We start from the raw sequence: 18,238 nt of genomic DNA, 5'->3' as shown, positions 1-18,238 counted from the left end.
CGGCGGCGGTGGCGCCGTGGTCGAACCCGGATGGTGCAAGGCGGCGCTGGGACCCCACGGGAAGCCGCACTCCTTCCGCTGGCGGACAGGGAAACGCGGCAGACAGTACCCCCGTGGCGGGCCTCTGGTGTCGGGGCGCGCGGTGGTCGCCCGTTGGTCTCGTGGCTCGCCGGGTGGCCTGGGGGGTGTGCGGGCCGCTCGGTGCGGCTCGGCCGCCGGGCGCGGGCTGTGCGTCGGCCTCGGTCGGGGGCGGGGCGGGGGTCAGGAGGAGGCCGGTGCCTCGTCGGTGTGGGTGGAGCGGGAGGGCGACGGCGGTACGGGGGTCCCGCGCGGCACCGTGTCGCGCCACAGGGCGCGGGCCGCGACGAGTGCCGCGGCCACCAGCAGGCCGTTGCGGACGAACAGCAGCGCGATGCCGAGCGGGTCCCCGGCGACGACGTGGGCGAACCAGACCGGGAACTCCAGGACCGTCACCGGGCTCGCCGCCAGCACCAGGGCGGCCGGCACCCGCATGCGGCTGGCCCCGAAGCACCGGCAGACCGCGGCGAGGCCGAGCAGCCACACCATGTACTGCGGGCTGACCACCCGGCTCGTGACCGTGAACACCAGCACCGCCACGAAGGCCGCGTCCGCCGCCGTGTGCGCCGCGAAGCGCGAGGCCGCCGCCCGCCACAGCAGCAGCCAGCCGAACGCCAGGGCGGTGAGGGCGAGGGCCACCCTGCTCACCGCGTCGACGTACGGGCCGAGGAACTCGACCGAGCCGTAGTGGAGCAGTACCTCGCCGTCCCAGCCGAAGTGCCGGGCGACATGGAAGACCAGCGCGCCCAGCGACTCCACCTCGGTGCCCCGGTCGCGCTGAGCCGTCAGGAACGCGAACGCCCCGGGCATGGTCACGGCGATCAGCGCCGCCAGCCCGGCGCCGCTCAGCGCGGCGGCGGCCCACGACGCGCGCCCGCGCACCCCGACGAGCACCAGCGCCGGCCACACCTTCAGCAGCGCACCGAGGGCCGCCAGCGCCCCCGCCACGCGCGGACGCCGGCCGGCGGCGAGCAGCGCGGCCACCGCGACGGCCGTGACCATCACGTCGTAGCGGGCGTACACCGTCGGACCGAGCAGCGGAACGCCGGCCACCCACACCCACGCCCCGCGCGGCGAGCGCCCGGGACCCCGGCCCGCCCGCCACAGCAGGGCGAGGACGGCCAGGTCCGCGGCGCAGGCCAGGACGAAGAAGGCCGTCGGGTACGACAGGAACGGCAGCAGAGCCGGGGAGAGGATCACGAAAGCCGCGGCGGGCGGGTACTGCCAGGTGACGTCGGCCGGCGGAAACGTTCCGGTGCGCAGGACCTCGTACCAGTCCCGGTAGATGACGGACACGTCGACGGTGACGTCCGGCCCCGGGAAGACCAGCACCTTCAGCACGAACAGCAGCAGCACCAGCCGCGTGGCGCCCCAGGCCGTCAGCAGCCGCACCGTGGGCCGTCCCGCGTCCGTCGTCTCCACGTGCTCCCTGCCCGTCCGCCCTCGCCGTGCCGGTGCGGCCATGATGGCCCGGACACCCGCGCGTGTGCGACAGACACGGCCGGGCCCTGCCCCGGGCGGCCGGTTCGGTAGGGTCGGCGGCGATGCGCAAGACCTTGATCGTGACGAACGACTTCCCGCCCCGCCCGGGCGGCATCCAGGCCTTCCTGCACAACATGGCGCTGCGCCTGGACCCCGAGCGGCTGGTCGTCCACGCCTCCACCTGGAAGCGGAGCCGGGAGGGCATCGAGGCCACCGCCGCCTTCGACGCCGAGCAGCCCTTCACCGTCGTACGGGACCGCACCACGATGCTGCTGCCGACGCCGGGCGCGACCCGGCGGGCCGTCGGGCTGCTGCGCGAGCACGGGTGCACGTCGGTGTGGTTCGGGGCGGCGGCGCCCCTCGGGCTGATGGCGCCGGCGCTCAGGAAGGCGGGCGCCGAGCGGATCGTCGCCACCACCCACGGCCACGAGGCCGGGTGGGCCCAGCTGCCCGCGGCCCGGCAACTGCTGCGCCGGATCGGGGAGTCGACGGACACGATCACCTACCTCGGGGAGTACACCCGCTCACGCATAGCGGGCGCGCTCACCCCGGAGGCGGCCTCGCGGATGCGGCAGTTGCCGCCCGGCGTCGACGAGAAGACCTTCCACCCGGGCAGCGGCGGCGACGAGGTGCGGGCCCGGCTCGGGCTGACCGAGCGGCCGGTGGTGGTGTGCGTCTCGAGGCTGGTGCCGCGCAAGGGCCAGGACACGCTGATCCGCGCGATGCCGCGGGTTCTGGCCGCCGAACCGGACGCCGTCCTGCTGATCGTCGGCGGCGGTCCCTACGAGAAGGACCTGCGCCGCCTCGCCCACGACACGGGCGTCGCCGCCTCAGTCCGCTTCACCGGCGCCGTGCCCTGGTCCGAGCTGCCCGCACACTACGGCGCCGGGGACGTGTTCGCGATGCCGTGCCGGACCCGCCGGGGCGGACTCGACGTGGAGGGGCTCGGGATCGTCTACCTGGAGGCCTCCGCGACCGGCCTGCCCGTGGTCGCGGGCGACTCCGGCGGCGCCCCGGACGCGGTACTCGACGGCGAGACCGGCTGGGTGGTGCGTGGCGACTCGGAGGAGGAGTCCGCCGACCGCATCGTGACCCTCCTCGGCGACCCGGAACTGCGCCGCCGCATGGGCGAGCGCGGCCGGGCCTGGGTCGAGGAGAAGTGGCGCTGGGACCTGCTGGCGGAGCACCTGAAGGCCCTGCTGTAACGCGGGGCTTCTTCGGGGTGGTCATGCGGGGCGCCTTCGGGCGGGGGACGGCATGCCCCCAGGGGCGCGGGGAACTGCGCGACAAGCCACGACGAAACCCGCACCCGCCGACGGCGGCAAGGGGGCACCCCAGAAGGCGCCGCCGCTCGACTACTTCGCGTAGATCGCCTCGATCTCGTCCGCGTAGTCCTTGGCGACGACGTTCCGCTTCAGCTTCAACGACGGAGTCAAATGACCCGACTCCTCCGTGAACTGATCGGACAGCACCCGGAACTTCCGCACCGACTCCGCCTTGGACACCGCCGAGTTGCCGTCGTCGATGGCCGACTGGACGGCGGCGAGCAGATCCGGATCGTCCCGCAGCGACGCCGTCGTCGCGCCCGCAGGCTTGCCGTGATCCGCGCACCAGCGGCCGAGGAACTCCTCGTCGATGGTGACCAGCGCGCCGACGAACGGCCGCCCGTCGCCGACCACCATGCACTCCGCGACCAGGGCGTGCGCGCGGATGCGGTCCTCCAGCACGGCCGGGGCGACGTTCTTGCCGCCCGCGGTGACGATGATCTCCTTCTTGCGGCCGGTGATCCGGAGGTAGCCGTCCTCGTCGAGGGTGCCGATGTCCCCGGTGTGGAACCAGCCGTCGGCCAGCGCCTCGGCGGTCGCGCCGGGGTTGTTCCAGTACTCCTTGAACAGGTGCTCGCCGTGCAGCAGCACCTCCCCGTCGTCCGCGATGCGCACCACGGAGCCGGGCAGCGGCTGGCCGACCGTGCCGATCTTCTGCCGGTCCCAGGGGTTGAAGGCGGTGGCCGCGCAGGACTCGGTCAGGCCGTAGCCCTCCAGGACCGTGAAGCCGATGCCGCGGAAGAAGTGGCCGAGCCGCTCGCCGAGGGGGGCGCCGCCGGAGATGGCGTACTCACCGCGCCCGCCGAGGACCGCGCGGAGCTTGCCGTAGACGAGTTTGTCGAAGATCTTGTGCTTGATCCTGAGGCCGAGGGACGGGCCCGACGGGGTGTCCAGGGCCTTGCTGTACGCGATCGCGGTGTCGGCGGCCCTGTCGAAGATCCTGCCCTTGCCGTCGGCCTGCGCCTTGGCGCGCGCCGAGTTGTAGACCTTCTCGAAGACGCGCGGCACACCGAGGATCAGCGTCGGCCGGAACGCGGCCAGTTCGTCGGTGAGGTTCTTGATGTCGGGGACGCAGCCCAGCTTGATCGGCGCGATCATCGGCGCGACCTGGACCAGCCGCCCGAAGACGTGCGCGAGGGGAAGGAAGAGGAGGACGGAGCACTCTCCGGTGCGGAACAGCGGGCGCAGCCGCTCGACGACGTTGCCGCACTCGGCGAAGAAGCTGCGGTGGGTGAGCACACAGCCCTTGGGGCGGCCGGTGGTGCCGGAGGTGTAGACGATGGTCGCGGGGTCGTCGGCCTTCGCGATCGAGCCGCGCTCCTCGACGGTCCGGTCCGTGACGTCCTGGCCCAGGCGCCCCAGCTCCTCGACGGCCCCCGCGTCGATCTGCCAGACGTGCTTGAGGGCGGGCAGTTGCTCGCGCACCGACTCGACGGCGGCGGCGTGCCCGGCCGACTCCACGACGCAGGCCGTGGCCCCCGAGTCGCTGAGGATCCACCGCACCTGCTCGGGCGAGCTGGTCTCGTACACCGGCACGGTGACCGCGCCCGCGCACCAGATCGCGAAGTCCAGCAGGGTCCACTCGTAGCGCGTGCGGGACATCAGTCCGACCCGGTCGCCCGGCTGGACACCGGAGGCGATGAGGCCCTTGGCGGCGACGTGCACCTCGGCGAGGAAGGCGCGGGCGGTCACGTCCTGCCAGACGCCGCCCACCTTGCGGGAGATCACGGCGACGTCCGGGTGCTGCGCGGCGTTTCTGCGGACGATGTCGGTCAGGTTTCCGTCCGCGGGGACCTCGTACAAAGCCGGAAGGCTGAACTCGCGCAAGACTGCTGCTCCTCATAGGGCGCCGGCGCCACGACACTGTGTGATGCGACGGTGCGGTCCAAGGCTCGGGCAAGTGCTCGGGACATCACATGCTGCATACATGCCGATTCACATGTTGAAATCCTGAGCACGACTGGACTGCCCGGACGTTACCCGCCGGTATGGCCTCTCCGACAGGGGGTCCCCGCGAGATGTTCGCTGCGTCACACGGTTGGGGTTTCCTTCGCGCACAGTAGTCGACGTATCAACCGACCAGCCAGTAACCGCAGGTCCGGCCGCCACTGTTCACAAGAGGCGTGCGCTGCCTACGCTTGATCGCCATGGCACCCACACCATCCGGCAACACGAGGACGCGCGTCCATGTGGTCAGCGACGTCCATGGCAACGCCCGAGACCTGGCCAGGGCCGGCGACGGCGCCGACGCCCTGGTCTGCCTGGGGGACCTGGTCCTCTTCCTCGACTACGCCGACCACTCGCGCGGCATCTTCCCCGACCTCTTCGGCGTCGAGAACGCCGACCGCATCGTCGAGCTGCGCACCGCCCGCCGCTTCGCCGAGGCGCGGGAACTGGGGGCCCGGTTGTGGGCGGGCGTCGGCGAGGACCGGGCGGCGCTGATCGAGCGGGCGGTGCGGGGGCAGTACGCCGAGATGTTCGCCGCGTTCCCCACACCGACGTACGCCACCTTCGGCAACGTCGACATGCCGGACCTGTGGCCGGAGTACGCCGGGCCCGGCACGACCGTGCTCGACGGGGAGCGGGTGGAGATCGGCGGCCGGGTCTTCGGCTTCGTCGGCGGCGGCCTGCGGACCCCGATGCGCACGCCGTACGAGATCGGCGACGAGGAGTACGCCGCGAAGATCGAGGCCGTCGGCGAGGTGGACGTGCTGTGCACGCACATCCCGCCGGAGGTCCCGGAACTGGTCTACGACACGGTGGCGCGGCGCTTCGAGCGCGGCAGCCGCGCGCTGTTGGAGGCGATCCGGCGCACCCGGCCGCGCTACGCCCTGTTCGGGCACGTGCACCAGCCGCTGGTCCGGCGGATGCGCATCGGGGGGACCGAGTGCGTGAACGTCGGCCACTTCGCGACGACGGGGAAACCGTGGGCGCTGGAGTGGTGAGCCGGAGCGCGAGGCCGGGCGGCCGGGCGTGCGCGGGCAGGTGGTGACCTTGGCGCCGCCCGTGCGCGATAGCCTTCACGCGGCACACACGCGCGACGGCGCACGACGACCCCAGTACCGGCCCGCATCCGGAGGAACCACGGCGATGGCGGAACACACCAGCTCGAGCATCATGATCGAGGCGGCACCTGCCGACGTCATGGCGGTGATCGCCGACTTCGCCCGCTATCCGGACTGGACCGGCGAGGTGAAGGAGGCGGAGGTCCTCGCGACCGACGCGCAGGGGCGTGCCGAGCAGGTCCGGCTCGTCATGGACGCCGGGGCGATCAAGGACGACCAGACGCTTGGGTACACCTGGAGCGGCGAGCACGAGGTGTCCTGGACGCTGGTGAAGTCCCAGATGCTGCGCTCCCTCGACGGCTCCTACCTGCTCCGGCCGGCGGGCGCGGGCACGGAGGTCACCTACCGGCTCACCGTCGACGTCAAGATCCCGATGCTGGGCATGATCAAGCGCAAGGCGGAGAAGGTCATCATCGACCGGGCGCTGGCGGGGCTGAAGAAGCGCGTGGAGTCGGCCCCGAAGTAGCCCCCCGCTGCGGGCCTCGTGCCTCCCCCCCGTGCCTGAACGGCCCGGGAGGTCTGCCGACGTCGGTCACGAGGTCGACCGGCCGTGCCACGCGGGTACCGTTCAGCCTCATGCGCACCATCCTGATCACGGGCCCCGGCGGCAGCGGCCGTACCACCGTCGCCGCCGCCACCGCGGTCGCCGCCGCCCGTGCGGGCACCCGCACCCTCCTCCTCGGCGCCGACCGCGACGACACCCTCGGCGTCACGCTCGGGGTGCGCACCGGTCCGGCGCCGGTGCGCGTCGAACCGAACCTCACCGCCTGGCGGCCCGACCCCGCGCAGGGTTTCCGGGACGGCCTCGCCGCCCTCCAGGAGCGCGCGGCCTCCGCGCTCGACCTCCTCGGCGCCGCCCGCCTCGACGCCGAGGAGCTCACCCCCCTGCCCGGCGCCGACGAACTCGCCCTGCTGCGCGCCCTGCGCGAAGCCGCCCTCGCCGAGGCCGGTGATCCGCACGAGCTCCTCGTCGTCGACCTCCCGCCCGCGCCCCGCGCCCTCGCCCTGCTCGCCCTGCCCGAGGAACTCCGCCGCTACCTGCGCCGCCTGCTCCCGCCCGAACGGCAGGCGGCCCGCGCCCTGCGCCCGGTCCTCGGCCGGCTCGCCGGCGTCCCCATGCCCGCCGAGGCGCTGTACGAGGCGGCAGCCCGGTGGGACCTCGAACTCGCCGCCACCGAGGCCGTCCTCGCCGACCGCAACACCGTCGTACGGCTGGTCGCCGAGCCGGGCCCGGCCGGTGCCGACGCAGTCCGCGCCGCCACCCTCGGCCTCGCCCTGCGCGGACTGCGCGCCGACCTGCTGGTCGCCAACCGCGTCCTGCCCCAGGACGCCCCCGCGGACAGCTGGCTCGCCGGCCCCCTCGCCCAGCAGCGCAAGACACTGGAGGAGTGGCAGGACGCGTACGACGTCCACACCGTCGCCCACCTCGGACGCGACCCGCGCGGCGCGGAGGACCTCGCCGCGCTCGGCGCCCCGGGTGTCAACCAGGCCGCATCCCCGGTCGAGTGGCCCGTCACCGACCGGCTGGCCGGGGACGGCGTGCTGGTCTGGCACGTCCCGCTGCCCGGCGCCATACGCGACGAACTCGACCTCGTCCGCCGCGGCGACGAACTGGTCGTCACCGCCGGACCGTTCCGCCGGATCGTCCCGCTGCCGTCCGCGCTGCGCCGCTGCACCGTCGACGGGGCCGCACTGCGGGAGGGCACGCTCGCCGTGCGTTTCGCGCCGGACCCGAGGCTGTGGCCGCAGAGCCGCTGAACGCGCCGCGGACGTTCGGGTAACGTCGTAAGGACGAACCGTAGTCAGGAGTCCGTCATGAGCGAAGAGCTCCCCCCGTCCGAGGCCGCACGCCACGACGAGGCCGACGCGGTCGAGTCGGCCGGCCCCGCCGGTGAGGTGCGGGCCACCGACGCCGACGCCTGGGCGACGGCCTGCGCCGAGGACCTGGAGGCCGAGAAGGCCCGCCGCCGTGCCGAGCACGGAGCACCCCCCGGCTCGGCGGCCGAGGAGCTGCGCAGGCTCTTCGACACCGTGGCCGACAAGCTGTCCGGCCTCCAGAACCCGCTGCTCGGGCAGGTCGCCGGACCGGCCGCCCAGCAGGTGGTGCGGCAGGTCGTCCAGCAGGCCAAGGCCGCCGTCGAACCGGTCATCGAGCGCAACCCGGACGTTTTCGACCACCTCGCCGCCGCCGGCGGCGAACTCCTCGCCGCCTACCGCTCCGCCGTCCAGAACCAGGAGCGCCGCTGGACCGCCGGGGACACTGCCCCGAAGGACCCGCGCGACCCCCGTGACCTGGACGAACGCGGCGACGACGGTCGCGACGAAGGCGACGAGGGCGGCGGCCCGGGCCAACGCATCGACCTGGACTGAGCCCTGCCTCGGGTACGGTTGCCCTTAGCGGGGCTCGACCGAACTGAGGGATTCATGGGACTCACCATCGGCGTCGACATCGGCGGCACGAAGATCGCGGCCGGCGTGGTCGACGAGGAAGGCAACATCCTCTCGACCTTCAAGGTGCCGACCCCCACCACGCCCGAGGCCATCGTGGACGCCATCGCCTCGGCGGTGGAGGGCGCACGCGCGGGGCACGAGATCGTCGGTGTGGGCATCGGCGCCGCCGGATACGTCAACCGCCAGCGCTCCGAGGTCTACTTCGCGCCGAACATCGACTGGCGCAACGAGCCGCTCAAGGAGAAGGTCGAGGCCCGCGTCGGCCTCCCGGTCGTCGTGGAGAACGACGCCAACGCCGCGGCCTGGGGCGAGTACAGGTTCGGCGCGGGCAAGGGCCACCGCAACGTCATCTGCATCACGCTCGGCACCGGCCTCGGCGGCGGCATCATCATCGGCAACAAGCTGCGCCGGGGCCACTTCGGCGTGGCCGCCGAGTTCGGCCACATCCGCATGGTGCCGGACGGTCTGCTGTGCGGCTGCGGCTCGCAGGGCTGCTGGGAGCAGTACGCCTCCGGCCGCGCCCTCGTGCGGTACGCCAAGCAGCGCGCCAACGCCACCCCGGAGCGCGCCGAGGTGCTGCTCGCGCTCGGCGACGGCACCCCCGACGGCATCGAGGGCAAGCACATCTCCGTGGCCGCCCGCCAGGGCTGCCCGGTCGCCGTCGACTCCTACCGGGAGCTGGCCCGCTGGGCCGGCGCCGGCCTCGCCGACCTGGCCTCGCTCTTCGACCCGTCCGCCTTCATCGTCGGCGGCGGGCTCTCCGACGAGGGCGACCTGGTCCTCGACCCGATCCGCAAGTCGTACAAGCGGTGGCTGGTCGGCGGCAACTGGCGTCCGGTCGCCGACGTGATCGCCGCCCAGCTCGGCAACAAGGCCGGCCTGGTGGGCGCGGCCGACCTCGCCCGGGAGCCCGACCCGATCATGTGACGGCCGTACGGCCCTCTCGTACGACAGTGCCCGTCGGGCCCCGTCCGGGGACGGCGGGCCTCGTCGTATCTTGATCCGCATGGCAACGTCGTCCCTCCCCCCGCTTCCCAACTCCCGTACCGAAGCCGACGGTTCCGCCGTCATCCGGGTCCTCGGTTACAACATCCGCTCGATGCGCGACGACACCGACGCCCTCGCCCGGGTCATCGCCGCCTGCGCCCCCGACCTCGTCCTCCTCCAGGAGGCCCCCCGCTTCTTCCGGTGGCGCAAGAAGCTCACCCGGCTCGCCGACGCCTCCGGGCTGGTACTCCTCTCCGGCGGTGGCACGGCCGCCGGACCCGCGCTGCTGTGTTCGCTGCGGGCCACCGTGGAGCGCACCGAGGACGTGCTGCTCCCGCTCACCCCCGGCAGGCACCGCCGGGGACTCGCCACCGCCGTGGTCCGGGTCGGCGGGGCCCGCCTCGGCGTCGTGAGCTGTCACCTCTCGCTGGAGAGCGACGAGCGGTACGAGCAGGCGGGCCTGCTCCTCGACCGGCTCGCCGGCCTCGGCGTGGAGCACGCGGTGGTGGGCGGCGACCTGAACGAGCGCCCCGGCGGCCGTACCTTCCGGCGGCTCGGCGACGGGCTGCGGGACTGCTGGACCGCGGCGCCCTGGGGCGGCGAGTACACCTTCTCCGCCGCCGACCCCGACCGGCGCATCGACGCGGTCTTCGTCACGGAGGGCGTCGAGGTGCTGGGCTGCGGGGTGCCGCGGGGACTTCCGGGGGTGGCCGAGGACGACCTGAGGGCGGCCACGGACCACCTTCCGGTCCTGACCGCCCTCCGCGTACCGGCGTCGACGTCCTGAGCAGGGGCCGGAGCCCCGGCCCCGCCCACCCCGGTGGCCCGACCCGCCGGGTTCCGTCCCGGCCGGTCCGCCCCGGTGGCCCGGCCGTTCCGTCCGGCCCAGCCCGTCCCGGTAGCCTGCCCGCGAGGCCCGCGAGGCCCGCGAGGCCCGCGAGGCCCGCCAAGCCCGCGAGGCCCGCCAAGCCCGCCAAGCCCGGTTCGGCCCCGGTGACCCGGCCGCTTCGTCCGGTCCGGCCGTCCGGCCCGGCCCGGCCCGCCCGGACCGGCCCGCTCCCGGTGGCCCGGCCGCTCCCGGTGGCCCGGCCGTTCCGTCCGGCCCAACCCGTCCCGGTAGCCTGCCCGCAAGGCCCGCAAGGCCCGCAAGGCCCGCAAGGCCCGCAAGGCCCGCAAGGCCCGCAAGGCCCGGTTTGGCCCCGGTGGCCCGACCGCTCTGTCCGGTCCGGACCGTTCCGAGGGCCGTCCCGGCCCGCGCTAGACCACCGCGCCCCGGCCCGGATCGTCGTCGTCCTCGTCGCCCGTCCGCATCCGCATGACCAGCGTGGCGAAACCGCCGAGGAAACCGCCGATGCTCGCGGTCGTCAGCCACCAGGTCATCTCCCAGCCGAGCACCACGGCCAGCAGGAGCAGCACGGGGCCGCCGAGAACGCCCAGCCAGGCGAACTTCGAGGTGGTGTCCCCCTCGGGGAGCGGAGGCGGCTCGGGCGGTACGAAGTGGCCCTCGTCGTCCTCGTCGAGATCGTCGTCCGAGGGCTCGGCCAGGGCGTGGTCGCGCGGGCCGACACCGGGAGCGAACGCCACGGAGCTGCCCAGCGGCCGGGCCGAGGCGGGCCGGTCCGCCTCGGGCTTGCCGTCGTTCGTCTCCGGCTCCAGGAGCGCCAGGTCCTCCACCGACTTGAACGGCTTCGCACCCGGCGGGTCCGGCGGCTCGTCCCCGTACCCGGCGACGATCGCGGCCCAGGCGGCCTCCTCGTCGACGGGCACGCCCTGATCGGGCCCGCGGTCCTCCCCGCGTTCCCGGTCCTGCCCGCGCTCGCGGTCCTCGCGGTCCTCGCGGTCGGAGTCGTGCTCAGCCACCTGCGGTCGCCCCTTCCTTGCCGAGACCGGGCTCCGGCTCCGTGACGGAACCGGGCGCGAGCCGGCCGATGAACGCGACGCTCTCCGCGAAGATCCGGTCCGCGTCATGGTCCAACGTCGCCACGTGGTAGCTCTGTTCCAGCAGGACCTCCGTCACGTCCGTGGACGACACCCGGCCGAGGATGCGGGCCGAGTCGGCCGGCGGCACCACATGGTCCTGCGGGCTGCGCAGCAGCAACAACGGTTGTGTGACCTGCGGCAGATCGCCGTCGGCGACACGGAAGAAGGCGCGCAGCGAATGGGCCGCGTGCAGCGGCACCCTGTCGTACCCCAGCTCCCGGCCGAGCGGCTTGGCTATGTCGCTGGCGATGCCCTTCGCCGCGGGCACGAGATGGCGCAGGACCGGGAGGGCGTGCTGGGCCACGCCGTGCATGCGGTTCGCCGGGTTGACGACCATGACACCCGTGATCGCCTCCCCGTGCCTGGCCGCGAGCCGCAGCGCCAGCGCGCCGCCCATGGACAGGCCGGCCACGAAGACGCGCGCGCAGCGCTCCCGCAGGGCGCGCACCTCGCGGTCCACCTCCGCGTACCAGTCCTGCCAGCCGGTGGCCTGCATGTCCTGCCAGCGGGTCCCGTGCCCGGGCAGCAGTGGCAGCGCGACGGTCAGACCGCGCGCGGCGAGGTACCGGGCCCAGGGGCGCAGCGACTGCGGGGAACCGGTGAAACCGTGGCAGAGGAGGACGCCGACCTCCCCGCCCTCGTGGCGGAACGGCTCGGCTCCGGGCAGGACCGGCACGTCTCGGTCTCCTGTCGTCAGGGGGCCGGCACAGCCGGCACGGGGTGTGCGGTACTTGCGGGTACTTCACCGTACGCGACCGCACTGACACCGACCAGGGCCGTCGGGGCCATTGACGGTGCCCCGGGATAAGGTCTCACCCACAGACACAGGAGGCACTCGGTTGTTGTACGGCGCGATGAAGGTCACCGTCGGGGGTTCGCTGAAGCTCGCCTTCCGGCCCTGGGTGGAAGGCCTGGAGCACATCCCGGCCGACGGCCCCGCCATTCTGGCGAGCAACCACCTGTCGTTCTCCGACTCGTTCTTCCTGCCCGCGGTGCTCGACCGCAAGGTCACCTTCATCGCGAAGGCCGAGTACTTCAACACGCCCGGGGTCAAGGGCCGGCTCACCGCCGCGTTCTTCAAGGGCGTCGGCCAGCTCCCGGTCGACCGGTCCGGGGCGCGGGGCGCCGGCGAGGCCGCCATCAAGAGCGGCATAGAGGTGCTGGAGCGCGGCGAGTTGTTCGGCATCTATCCCGAGGGGACCCGGTCCCCGGACGGCCGGCTCTACCGGGGCAAGCCGGGCGGCCTCGCGCGCGTGGCGCTCGCCACCGGCGCGCCCGTCATCCCGGTCGCCATGATCGACACCGAGAAGATCCAGCCGCCCGGCAAGGTGATGCCGAAGCTGATGCGGCCCGGCATCCGCATCGGCAAGCCGCTGGACTTCACCCGCTACCAGGGCATGGAGCACGACCGCTTCGTGCTCCGCGCGGTGACCGACGAGGTCATGTACGAGATCATGAAGCTCTCCGGCCAGGAGTACGTCGACATGTACGCGACCGCCATGAAGCGGCAGCTCGCGGAGGCGGCGAAGGCCGAGAAGGAGGCGGGCAAGGCGGCGAAGGCCGCGCTCGCGCAGGCGGAGAGGGAACAGACGGCCAAGGAGAAGGCGGCGGCCGAGCAGGACCTGGCCGACGACCGGTAGGGACCGGAGCCGGACACGGGCACAGGACGTACGGGCCGGGGACGGGGGGACATGGCCAGGCGCGAGAGAGTCATGAGGATGTCGGTCGAGCAGCCGCTGTGGCGCGCGCTCGCCGGCTACCGCGTGCTCACCATGCTGTACGCGATCGGCTTCTTCGCCACCGCGTACTCCGGCTTCACCCGCCCCTGGCTGGCCGTCGCCTACTACGCCGTCCTCTTCGTCTGGACCCTCGGCACCCTCCCCAAGGTCGCGGGCGCGGCGAACTGCACCAAACGGTTCCTCGCCGCCGACCTCACCGTCGCGCTCACCGGCGTCCTGCTCACCCCGTTCGCCGACGCACACGAGCGGGTCATGAACGGCGGTCCGACCCTGCCGTCGATATGGACCGCCGGCGCCGTCCTGGCCTTCGCCATCAAGGGAGGCTGGCGCTGGGCGGCCGTCGCCTCCACCCTCGTCGCCGCCGCCAACCTGATCGAACGCGGCACCCCGGCCCGCGACACCGTCCACAACGTCATCCTCGTCTGGGTCGCCTCCATCGCCATCGGCTACGTCGTCGAGGTCGCCCGCGCCTCCGAGCGCACCCTCGCCCGCGCCCTGGAGATCGAGGCGGCGACCAGGGAGCGGGAGCGGCTCGCCCGGGACATCCACGACAGCGTGCTCCAGGTGCTGGCGATGGTGCAGCGGCGCGGCGCCGTCATCGGCGGTGAGGCGGCCGAGCTGGGCCGGATGGCCGGTGAGCAGGAAGTGGCGCTGCGCACCCTGGTCTCCGGCGGCCTGGTGCCCGTGTCCCGGGTGTCGGAGGACGCCGCCGAGGGCGCGGTCGTACGGGCGGTGGAGGAGCCGGAGGGGGACGGCCCGACCGGTCCCGTCGACCTGCGCGCCCTGCTCGCCCCGTACGCCGGATCGCTCGTGAACCTCGCCGAGCCGGGCGCGCCGGTCCTGCTCGCCCCGGTCGCGGCACGGGAGCTGGCGGCCGCCGTGGGGGCCGCCCTGGACAATGTCCGCAGGCACGTCGGCGAGGACGCGCGCGCGTGGATCCTGGTCGAGGACGAGCCGGACGAGGTGATCGTCACCGTCCGCGACGAAGGGCCCGGCATCCCCGAGGGCCGGCTCGCCGAGGCCGAGGGCGAGGGGCGGCTCGGGGTGGCCCTGTCGATCCGGGGCCGGCTGCGTGACCTCGGCGGCACGGCGGAGCTGATCTCCGTGCCGGGACAGGGCACCGAGGTCGAACTGAGGGCACCGAAGGAAACCGGCGGCACCGCCGCACGGGGGAGGACAGCGGACCATGAGTGAGCCACAGCACCCGATCAAGGTCATGGTGGTGGACGACCACCCGATGTGGCGGGACGCCGTCGCCCGGGACCTGGCCGAGTCCGGCTTCGACGTGGTCGCCACCGCCGGCGACGGCGACCAGGCGGTGCGCCGCGCCCGGGCCGTCGCGCCCGACGTCCTGGTGCTCGACCTCAACCTGCCCGGCAAGCCCGGCGTCCAGGTCTGCAAGGAGGTCGTGGGCGCCGACCCGAAGCTGCGCGTCCTCGTGCTCTCCGCGAGCGGGGAGCACGCCGACGTGCTGGAAGCGGTGAAGTCCGGCGCGACCGGGTACCTGCTGAAGTCGGCGTCCACCGAGGAGTTGCAGGACGCGGTGCGCCGCACGGCCGTCGGCGACCCCGTCTTCACCCCCGGCCTGGCCGGGCTGGTCCTCGGCGAGTACCGTCGCCTGGCCTCCGAGCCGGCCTCCGCCGCGGACACAGGCGAGCCCGGGGCGCCCCGGCTCACCGACCGCGAGACCGAGGTGCTGCGCCTGGTCGCCAAGGGCCTGAGCTACAAGCAGATCGCCGAACGCCTCGTCATCTCCCACCGCACCGTGCAGAACCACGTCCAGAACACCCTGGGCAAGCTCCAGCTGCACAACCGCGTGGAACTCGTGCGGTACGCGATAGAGCGCGGACTCGACGACGAGTGACGACGAGTAGCGGGCGGCGGGCGGGAGACGGCCCGGCCGAGGCCGGGGACCTCTCCGGCTGACCGGCGGCCTCGGGCGGGGCGCCGTATATTCGGCCCGGAGCCCAGCAGAAGGGGAGCGGTCATGGAAATCCTGGCCTTCGGCGTCCAGGCCGACGAGAAGCCCCTGATCGAGCAGGCCTTCCACGGCCACGACGAGATCCGCTGCCTGGACGTCTTCCTCAACGAGGACACCGCACCCATCGCGGCCGGCCACGAGATCGTCTCCACGTCCGTCAACGCCGACCTCGGCGGGCCCGTCCTGGAGATCCTCGCGGCCGGCGGCACCCGGATGGTGGCCCAGCGCTCCACCGGCTTCAACAACATCGACCTCGACACGGCCGGGCGACTCGGCATGACCGTCGCCCGGGTGTCGTCCTACTCCCCCCACTCCGTCGCCGAGTTCGCCTGGGCCCTCGCCCTGGCCGTCAACCGCCGGATCGTGCGGGCCTCCAACCGCACCCGCGACTTCGACTTCCGCCTGGACGGCCTGATGGGCCGGGACATGCACGGGCGCACCGCCGGGGTCCTCGGCACCGGCAAGATCGGCGAGGCCTTCGCCCGGATCGCCCACGGCTTCGGCATGCGGCTGCTCGGCTGGGACGTCGCCGAGAACCCCGCCTGCATGGAACTCGGCATGCGCTACGTGACCAAGGACGAACTGCTCGCCAAGTCCGACCTGATCACCCTGCACGTCCCGCTGATGCCCGAGACCCGGCACCTGATCGACGCCACCGCGCTGAAGTCGATGCGGGACGACGCGATCCTGGTCAACTCCAGCCGCGGCGGCCTGATCGACACCGGCGCACTGGTCGGGGAGCTGCGCGCGGGCCGCTTCACGGGCGTGGGCCTGGACGTGTACGAGGCGGAGGCGGGCCTGTTCTTCCTCGACAGGTCCCTGGAGGCCGTCGAGGACGACACCCTGGCCCGCCTCGTCACCTTCCCGAACGTCCTGGTGACCTCGCACCAGGCGTACTACACCGAGGACGCCGTCGGCCAGATCGTCGACGCCACGGTGCGCAACGTCCTCGACTACCGGGAGGGCCGCCGCTCGGAGAACGTGCTGGTGCCGCGCAGCTGACCGACCAGCTCCCGCACGATCGCCGCGCCGTTCAGGGTCAGCACCGACTCGGGGTGGAACTGCACCCCGGCGACTGCGGCTCTGGCCGCGCCTCCGGTACGACGTGGGCCGCGCAGCGCGTGCACCTCGTGCGAGGCCCCGCGGCTCACCTCGATGCCGTGCGCGGCCAGCTCGGCGGCCGTCTCGTCGTCGCAGCGCGCGGTGAAGCTGTTGTAGAAGCCGACGGTCTCGCGCCGCCCGAACAGGTCGATCTCCGTCTGCGCCCCCTGGTACGGCACCTCCTTGCGGACGATGTCCAGGCCCAGCTCCGCCGCGATCAGCTCGTGCCCGAGGCAGACGCCGAGGACGCCGTGCCGGTTGTCCCGGATCACCTCGGCGGTCAGGGCACGCAGGAAGCGCATCCTGGGGTCCCCCACGTCGGACGGGTCGCCGGGGCCGGGTCCCAGCACCACCGGGCCCTCGTGGACGAGCACCGCCTCGCGCAGCCCCGGTTCGTCGTACCGCCGGACGCTCACGTCGAGCCCCGACGAGCGCAGCACGTGCGCGAGCATCGCGGTGAAGGTGTCCTCGCCGTCGACGACCAGGGCCTGCCCCTCCAGCACCTCGGTCGGCTCCTGCATCCGCAGCCAGAACGGCGCCAGCGAGGCCCGTCGCCCGTCCAGCGCCGCCCGCACCCGGGGGTCGTCGGCCAGACGCGCCCGCGCCGCCTCCGCCCGTGGCCGGGACGGACGTACGCCCAGCGCGGCCAGCACCCCGGCCGCCTTGGCGTGGGTCTCGGCGACCTCGCCCGCCGGGTCCGAGCCCCGCACCAGCGTGGCGCCGACCGGCACCCGCAGCCCGCCGGCCGCGTCGATGTCGGCGGTACGGATGAGGATGGGCGAGTCGAGGGTCTGGGCGCCGCCCGCGTCCCGCCCGAGCAGCGCCAGCGCCCCGGCGTAATAGCCGCGCCCCGAGGCCTCGTGCCGCTCGATGACCCGGCAGGCGTTCTGCACCGGCGAGCCGGTGACCGTCGCCGCGAACATGGTCTCCTTCAGCACCTCCCGCACGTCCCGCGAGGAACGGCCGCGCAGCTCGTACTCGGTGTGCGCCAGGTGCGCCATCTCCTTCAGCCGCGGCCCGACGACCACGCCGCCCATGTCGCCGACGGTGCACATCATCTTGAGCTCCTCGTCGACCACCATCGACAGCTCCTCGATCTCCTTGCCGTCGGCGAGGAAGCGGAGCAGGTGCTCGGGCGTCGGCCCCTCGGCCGGATAGCGGTACGTCCCGCTGATCGGGTTCATGACGACCGTGCCACCGGACATCCGCACGTGCACCTCGGGGCTGGCGCCGACCAGTGTCCGGTCCCCGGTGTCGTCCCCGGTGTGCACGACGAACGTCCAGTACGCGCCCCGCTCGCCCTCCAGCAGCCGCCGGAACAGCGCCAGCGCGTCGGCCCGCCCGAAGCCCGGGATCTCCCCCTCGTACGTCCGGCGGATCACGAAGTTGGCGCCCTCGCCGCGCCCGATCTCCTCGTGCAGCACGCGTCCGACGATCCGCGCGTACTCCTCGTCATCGACGTCGAAGCCACCGTCCTCGACACGGACGTCGTGGGCGGGGAGCTGTTCCAGGGCCTCGGCGAGCGGGATGGCGTACCGCTCCTCGGGGGTCAGCACCAGCAGGGGCGTGCCGTCGTCGCGCACGTCGAAGCCGCGCTCGCGGATCTGCCGGAAGGGGACGAGCGCCAGCCCCTCGTCGGGCAGGTCGGCGAGCCGCTCGTGCTCCGTCACCGGGCCGAGCAGCAGCTCCACGGTGTCGTGATCGTGGCCAGGGGTGCGGCGGCGGAGCAGGGCGAACGGGCGGGGGTCGGCCGCCAGGGTGCGCAGGTCGAACTGTGACATGGGTCCGTGTCCTTCTCGGTTACTCGGAGAGGAACGGCCCTGGTCGCGAGAACACCGAAGGCCGCCTCTCGGGCGGCCTTCGCGAAGTCGTGCGTTACGCGCAGTCAGTGGGCCGCCGGATGAGCGGTCCACCACCAGTTCTGGGTCGAGTGCGCGAACATGCCGCCGACCCTAACGCATCCGCCCGCGCCGCCGCAGCACGTCCCGGGATGCGGGACGGCCGCGGCGCCACGGGCGGTGGGGCGTAGTTCGGCGGTTTGGCGGAGTG

17 protein-coding genes are annotated in these 18,238 nt (G+C 73.5%); 11 read left to right on the top strand and 6 right to left on the bottom strand.

Translation table 11 applies throughout. The features are described from left to right. Positions 1–261: 261 nt before the first annotated feature. Positions 262–1,500: a glycosyltransferase 87 family protein gene (locus RM812_RS30685; protein WP_311579690.1), complete on the bottom strand. Its 1,239-nt coding sequence runs from the start codon at positions 1,498–1,500 to the stop codon at positions 262–264. 122 nt (positions 1,501–1,622) lie between these two features. Between RM812_RS30685 and RM812_RS30680 the strand changes: the two genes are divergently transcribed. After that, positions 1,623–2,765 carry a glycosyltransferase family 4 protein gene (locus RM812_RS30680; protein WP_311579687.1) on the top strand — a complete coding sequence of 381 codons (1,143 nt, stop codon included), beginning with the start codon at positions 1,623–1,625 and terminating at the stop codon, positions 2,763–2,765. A 150-nt stretch (positions 2,766–2,915) separates the two neighbouring features. Here the strand turns inward: RM812_RS30680 and RM812_RS30675 are convergent, their stop codons facing one another. Continuing rightward, positions 2,916–4,712: an AMP-dependent synthetase/ligase gene (locus tag RM812_RS30675; RefSeq protein WP_311579684.1), complete on the bottom strand. Its 1,797-nt coding sequence runs from the start codon at positions 4,710–4,712 to the stop codon at positions 2,916–2,918. Positions 4,713–5,074: 362 nt separating this feature from the next. Between RM812_RS30675 and RM812_RS30670 the strand changes: the two genes are divergently transcribed. The 6 genes from RM812_RS30670 to RM812_RS30645 all read left to right on the top strand — a co-directional run bounded on the left by RM812_RS30670 (position 5,075) and on the right by RM812_RS30645 (position 10,175). Beyond that, positions 5,075–5,830 carry a metallophosphoesterase family protein gene (locus RM812_RS30670; protein ID WP_311579701.1) on the top strand — a complete coding sequence of 252 codons (756 nt, stop codon included), beginning with the start codon at positions 5,075–5,077 and terminating at the stop codon, positions 5,828–5,830. A 145-nt stretch (positions 5,831–5,975) separates the two neighbouring features. Then, positions 5,976–6,416, top strand: a complete 441-nt coding sequence (locus RM812_RS30665; RefSeq protein WP_311579681.1) for an SRPBCC family protein — start codon at positions 5,976–5,978, stop codon at positions 6,414–6,416. 110 nt (positions 6,417–6,526) lie between these two features. Next, positions 6,527–7,708 carry an ArsA family ATPase gene (locus RM812_RS30660; protein WP_311579678.1) on the top strand — a complete coding sequence of 394 codons (1,182 nt, stop codon included), beginning with the start codon at positions 6,527–6,529 and terminating at the stop codon, positions 7,706–7,708. A 57-nt stretch (positions 7,709–7,765) separates the two neighbouring features. Beyond that, positions 7,766–8,320 (top strand): DUF5304 domain-containing protein, encoded by a 555-nt coding sequence (locus RM812_RS30655; protein ID WP_311579675.1) that lies wholly within the window; start codon positions 7,766–7,768, stop codon positions 8,318–8,320. 54 nt (positions 8,321–8,374) lie between these two features. Next, a complete protein-coding gene (locus RM812_RS30650) occupies positions 8,375–9,328 on the top strand; it encodes an ROK family glucokinase (RefSeq protein ID WP_311579672.1) in 954 nt (317 codons plus the stop codon). A 79-nt stretch (positions 9,329–9,407) separates the two neighbouring features. Then, on the top strand, positions 9,408–10,175 hold the full coding sequence (locus RM812_RS30645; protein ID WP_311579669.1) for an endonuclease/exonuclease/phosphatase family protein: 768 nt from the start codon (positions 9,408–9,410) through the stop codon (positions 10,173–10,175). A gap of 470 nt (positions 10,176–10,645) precedes the next feature. Here the strand turns inward: RM812_RS30645 and RM812_RS30640 are convergent, their stop codons facing one another. Together RM812_RS30640 and RM812_RS30635 are read right to left on the bottom strand one after the other, a co-directional pair. After that, entirely contained in the window at positions 10,646–11,248 is a 603-nt protein-coding gene (locus RM812_RS30640) for a hypothetical protein (protein WP_311579665.1), read from the bottom strand. Continuing rightward, on the bottom strand, positions 11,241–12,044 hold the full coding sequence (locus RM812_RS30635) for an alpha/beta hydrolase (RefSeq protein ID WP_311579660.1): 804 nt from the start codon (positions 12,042–12,044) through the stop codon (positions 11,241–11,243). The genes RM812_RS30640 and RM812_RS30635 overlap by 8 nt, the downstream gene beginning before the upstream one ends. Before the next feature lie 178 nt (positions 12,045–12,222). Here RM812_RS30635 and RM812_RS30630 point away from each other — a divergent pair, with 178 nt between their 5' ends. From RM812_RS30630 to RM812_RS30615, 4 genes are all read left to right on the top strand, one after another. Continuing rightward, a complete protein-coding gene (locus RM812_RS30630; RefSeq protein WP_311579699.1) occupies positions 12,223–13,008 on the top strand; it encodes a lysophospholipid acyltransferase family protein in 786 nt (261 codons plus the stop codon). Between the two features lie 51 nt (positions 13,009–13,059). Next, complete coding sequence (gene macS, locus RM812_RS30625; RefSeq protein WP_311579657.1) at positions 13,060–14,301, top strand: MacS family sensor histidine kinase; 1,242 nt, start codon at positions 13,060–13,062, stop codon at positions 14,299–14,301. After that, positions 14,294–14,971, top strand: a complete 678-nt coding sequence (locus RM812_RS30620; protein ID WP_311579654.1) for a response regulator transcription factor — start codon at positions 14,294–14,296, stop codon at positions 14,969–14,971. Before macS ends, RM812_RS30620 begins: the two co-directional genes overlap by 8 nt. 123 nt (positions 14,972–15,094) lie before the next feature. Continuing rightward, the gene (locus RM812_RS30615; protein ID WP_311579651.1) at positions 15,095–16,090 is read left to right on the top strand and encodes a 2-hydroxyacid dehydrogenase; all 996 of its coding nucleotides are present in this window, start codon (positions 15,095–15,097) and stop codon (positions 16,088–16,090) included. Here RM812_RS30615 and RM812_RS30610 read toward each other — a convergent pair. Then, positions 16,042–17,970 carry an anthranilate synthase family protein gene (locus tag RM812_RS30610; protein ID WP_311579648.1) on the bottom strand — a complete coding sequence of 643 codons (1,929 nt, stop codon included), beginning with the start codon at positions 17,968–17,970 and terminating at the stop codon, positions 16,042–16,044. The two genes, RM812_RS30615 and RM812_RS30610, sit on opposite strands and share 49 nt — an antisense overlap. Positions 17,971–18,074: 104 nt before the next feature. After that, on the bottom strand, positions 18,075–18,131 hold the full coding sequence (locus tag RM812_RS43130) for a trp operon leader peptide (protein WP_071528813.1): 57 nt from the start codon (positions 18,129–18,131) through the stop codon (positions 18,075–18,077). Between the last annotated feature and the right edge of the window lie 107 nt (positions 18,132–18,238).

The organism is Streptomyces lancefieldiae (genome assembly GCF_031845825.1).
GTDB classification, from domain to species: Bacteria; Actinomycetota; Actinomycetes; order Streptomycetales; family Streptomycetaceae; genus Streptomyces; species Streptomyces lancefieldiae.
The sequence above is the reverse complement of the archived record's forward strand: the minus strand, read 5'-3'. Positions and strand labels throughout refer to the sequence as shown.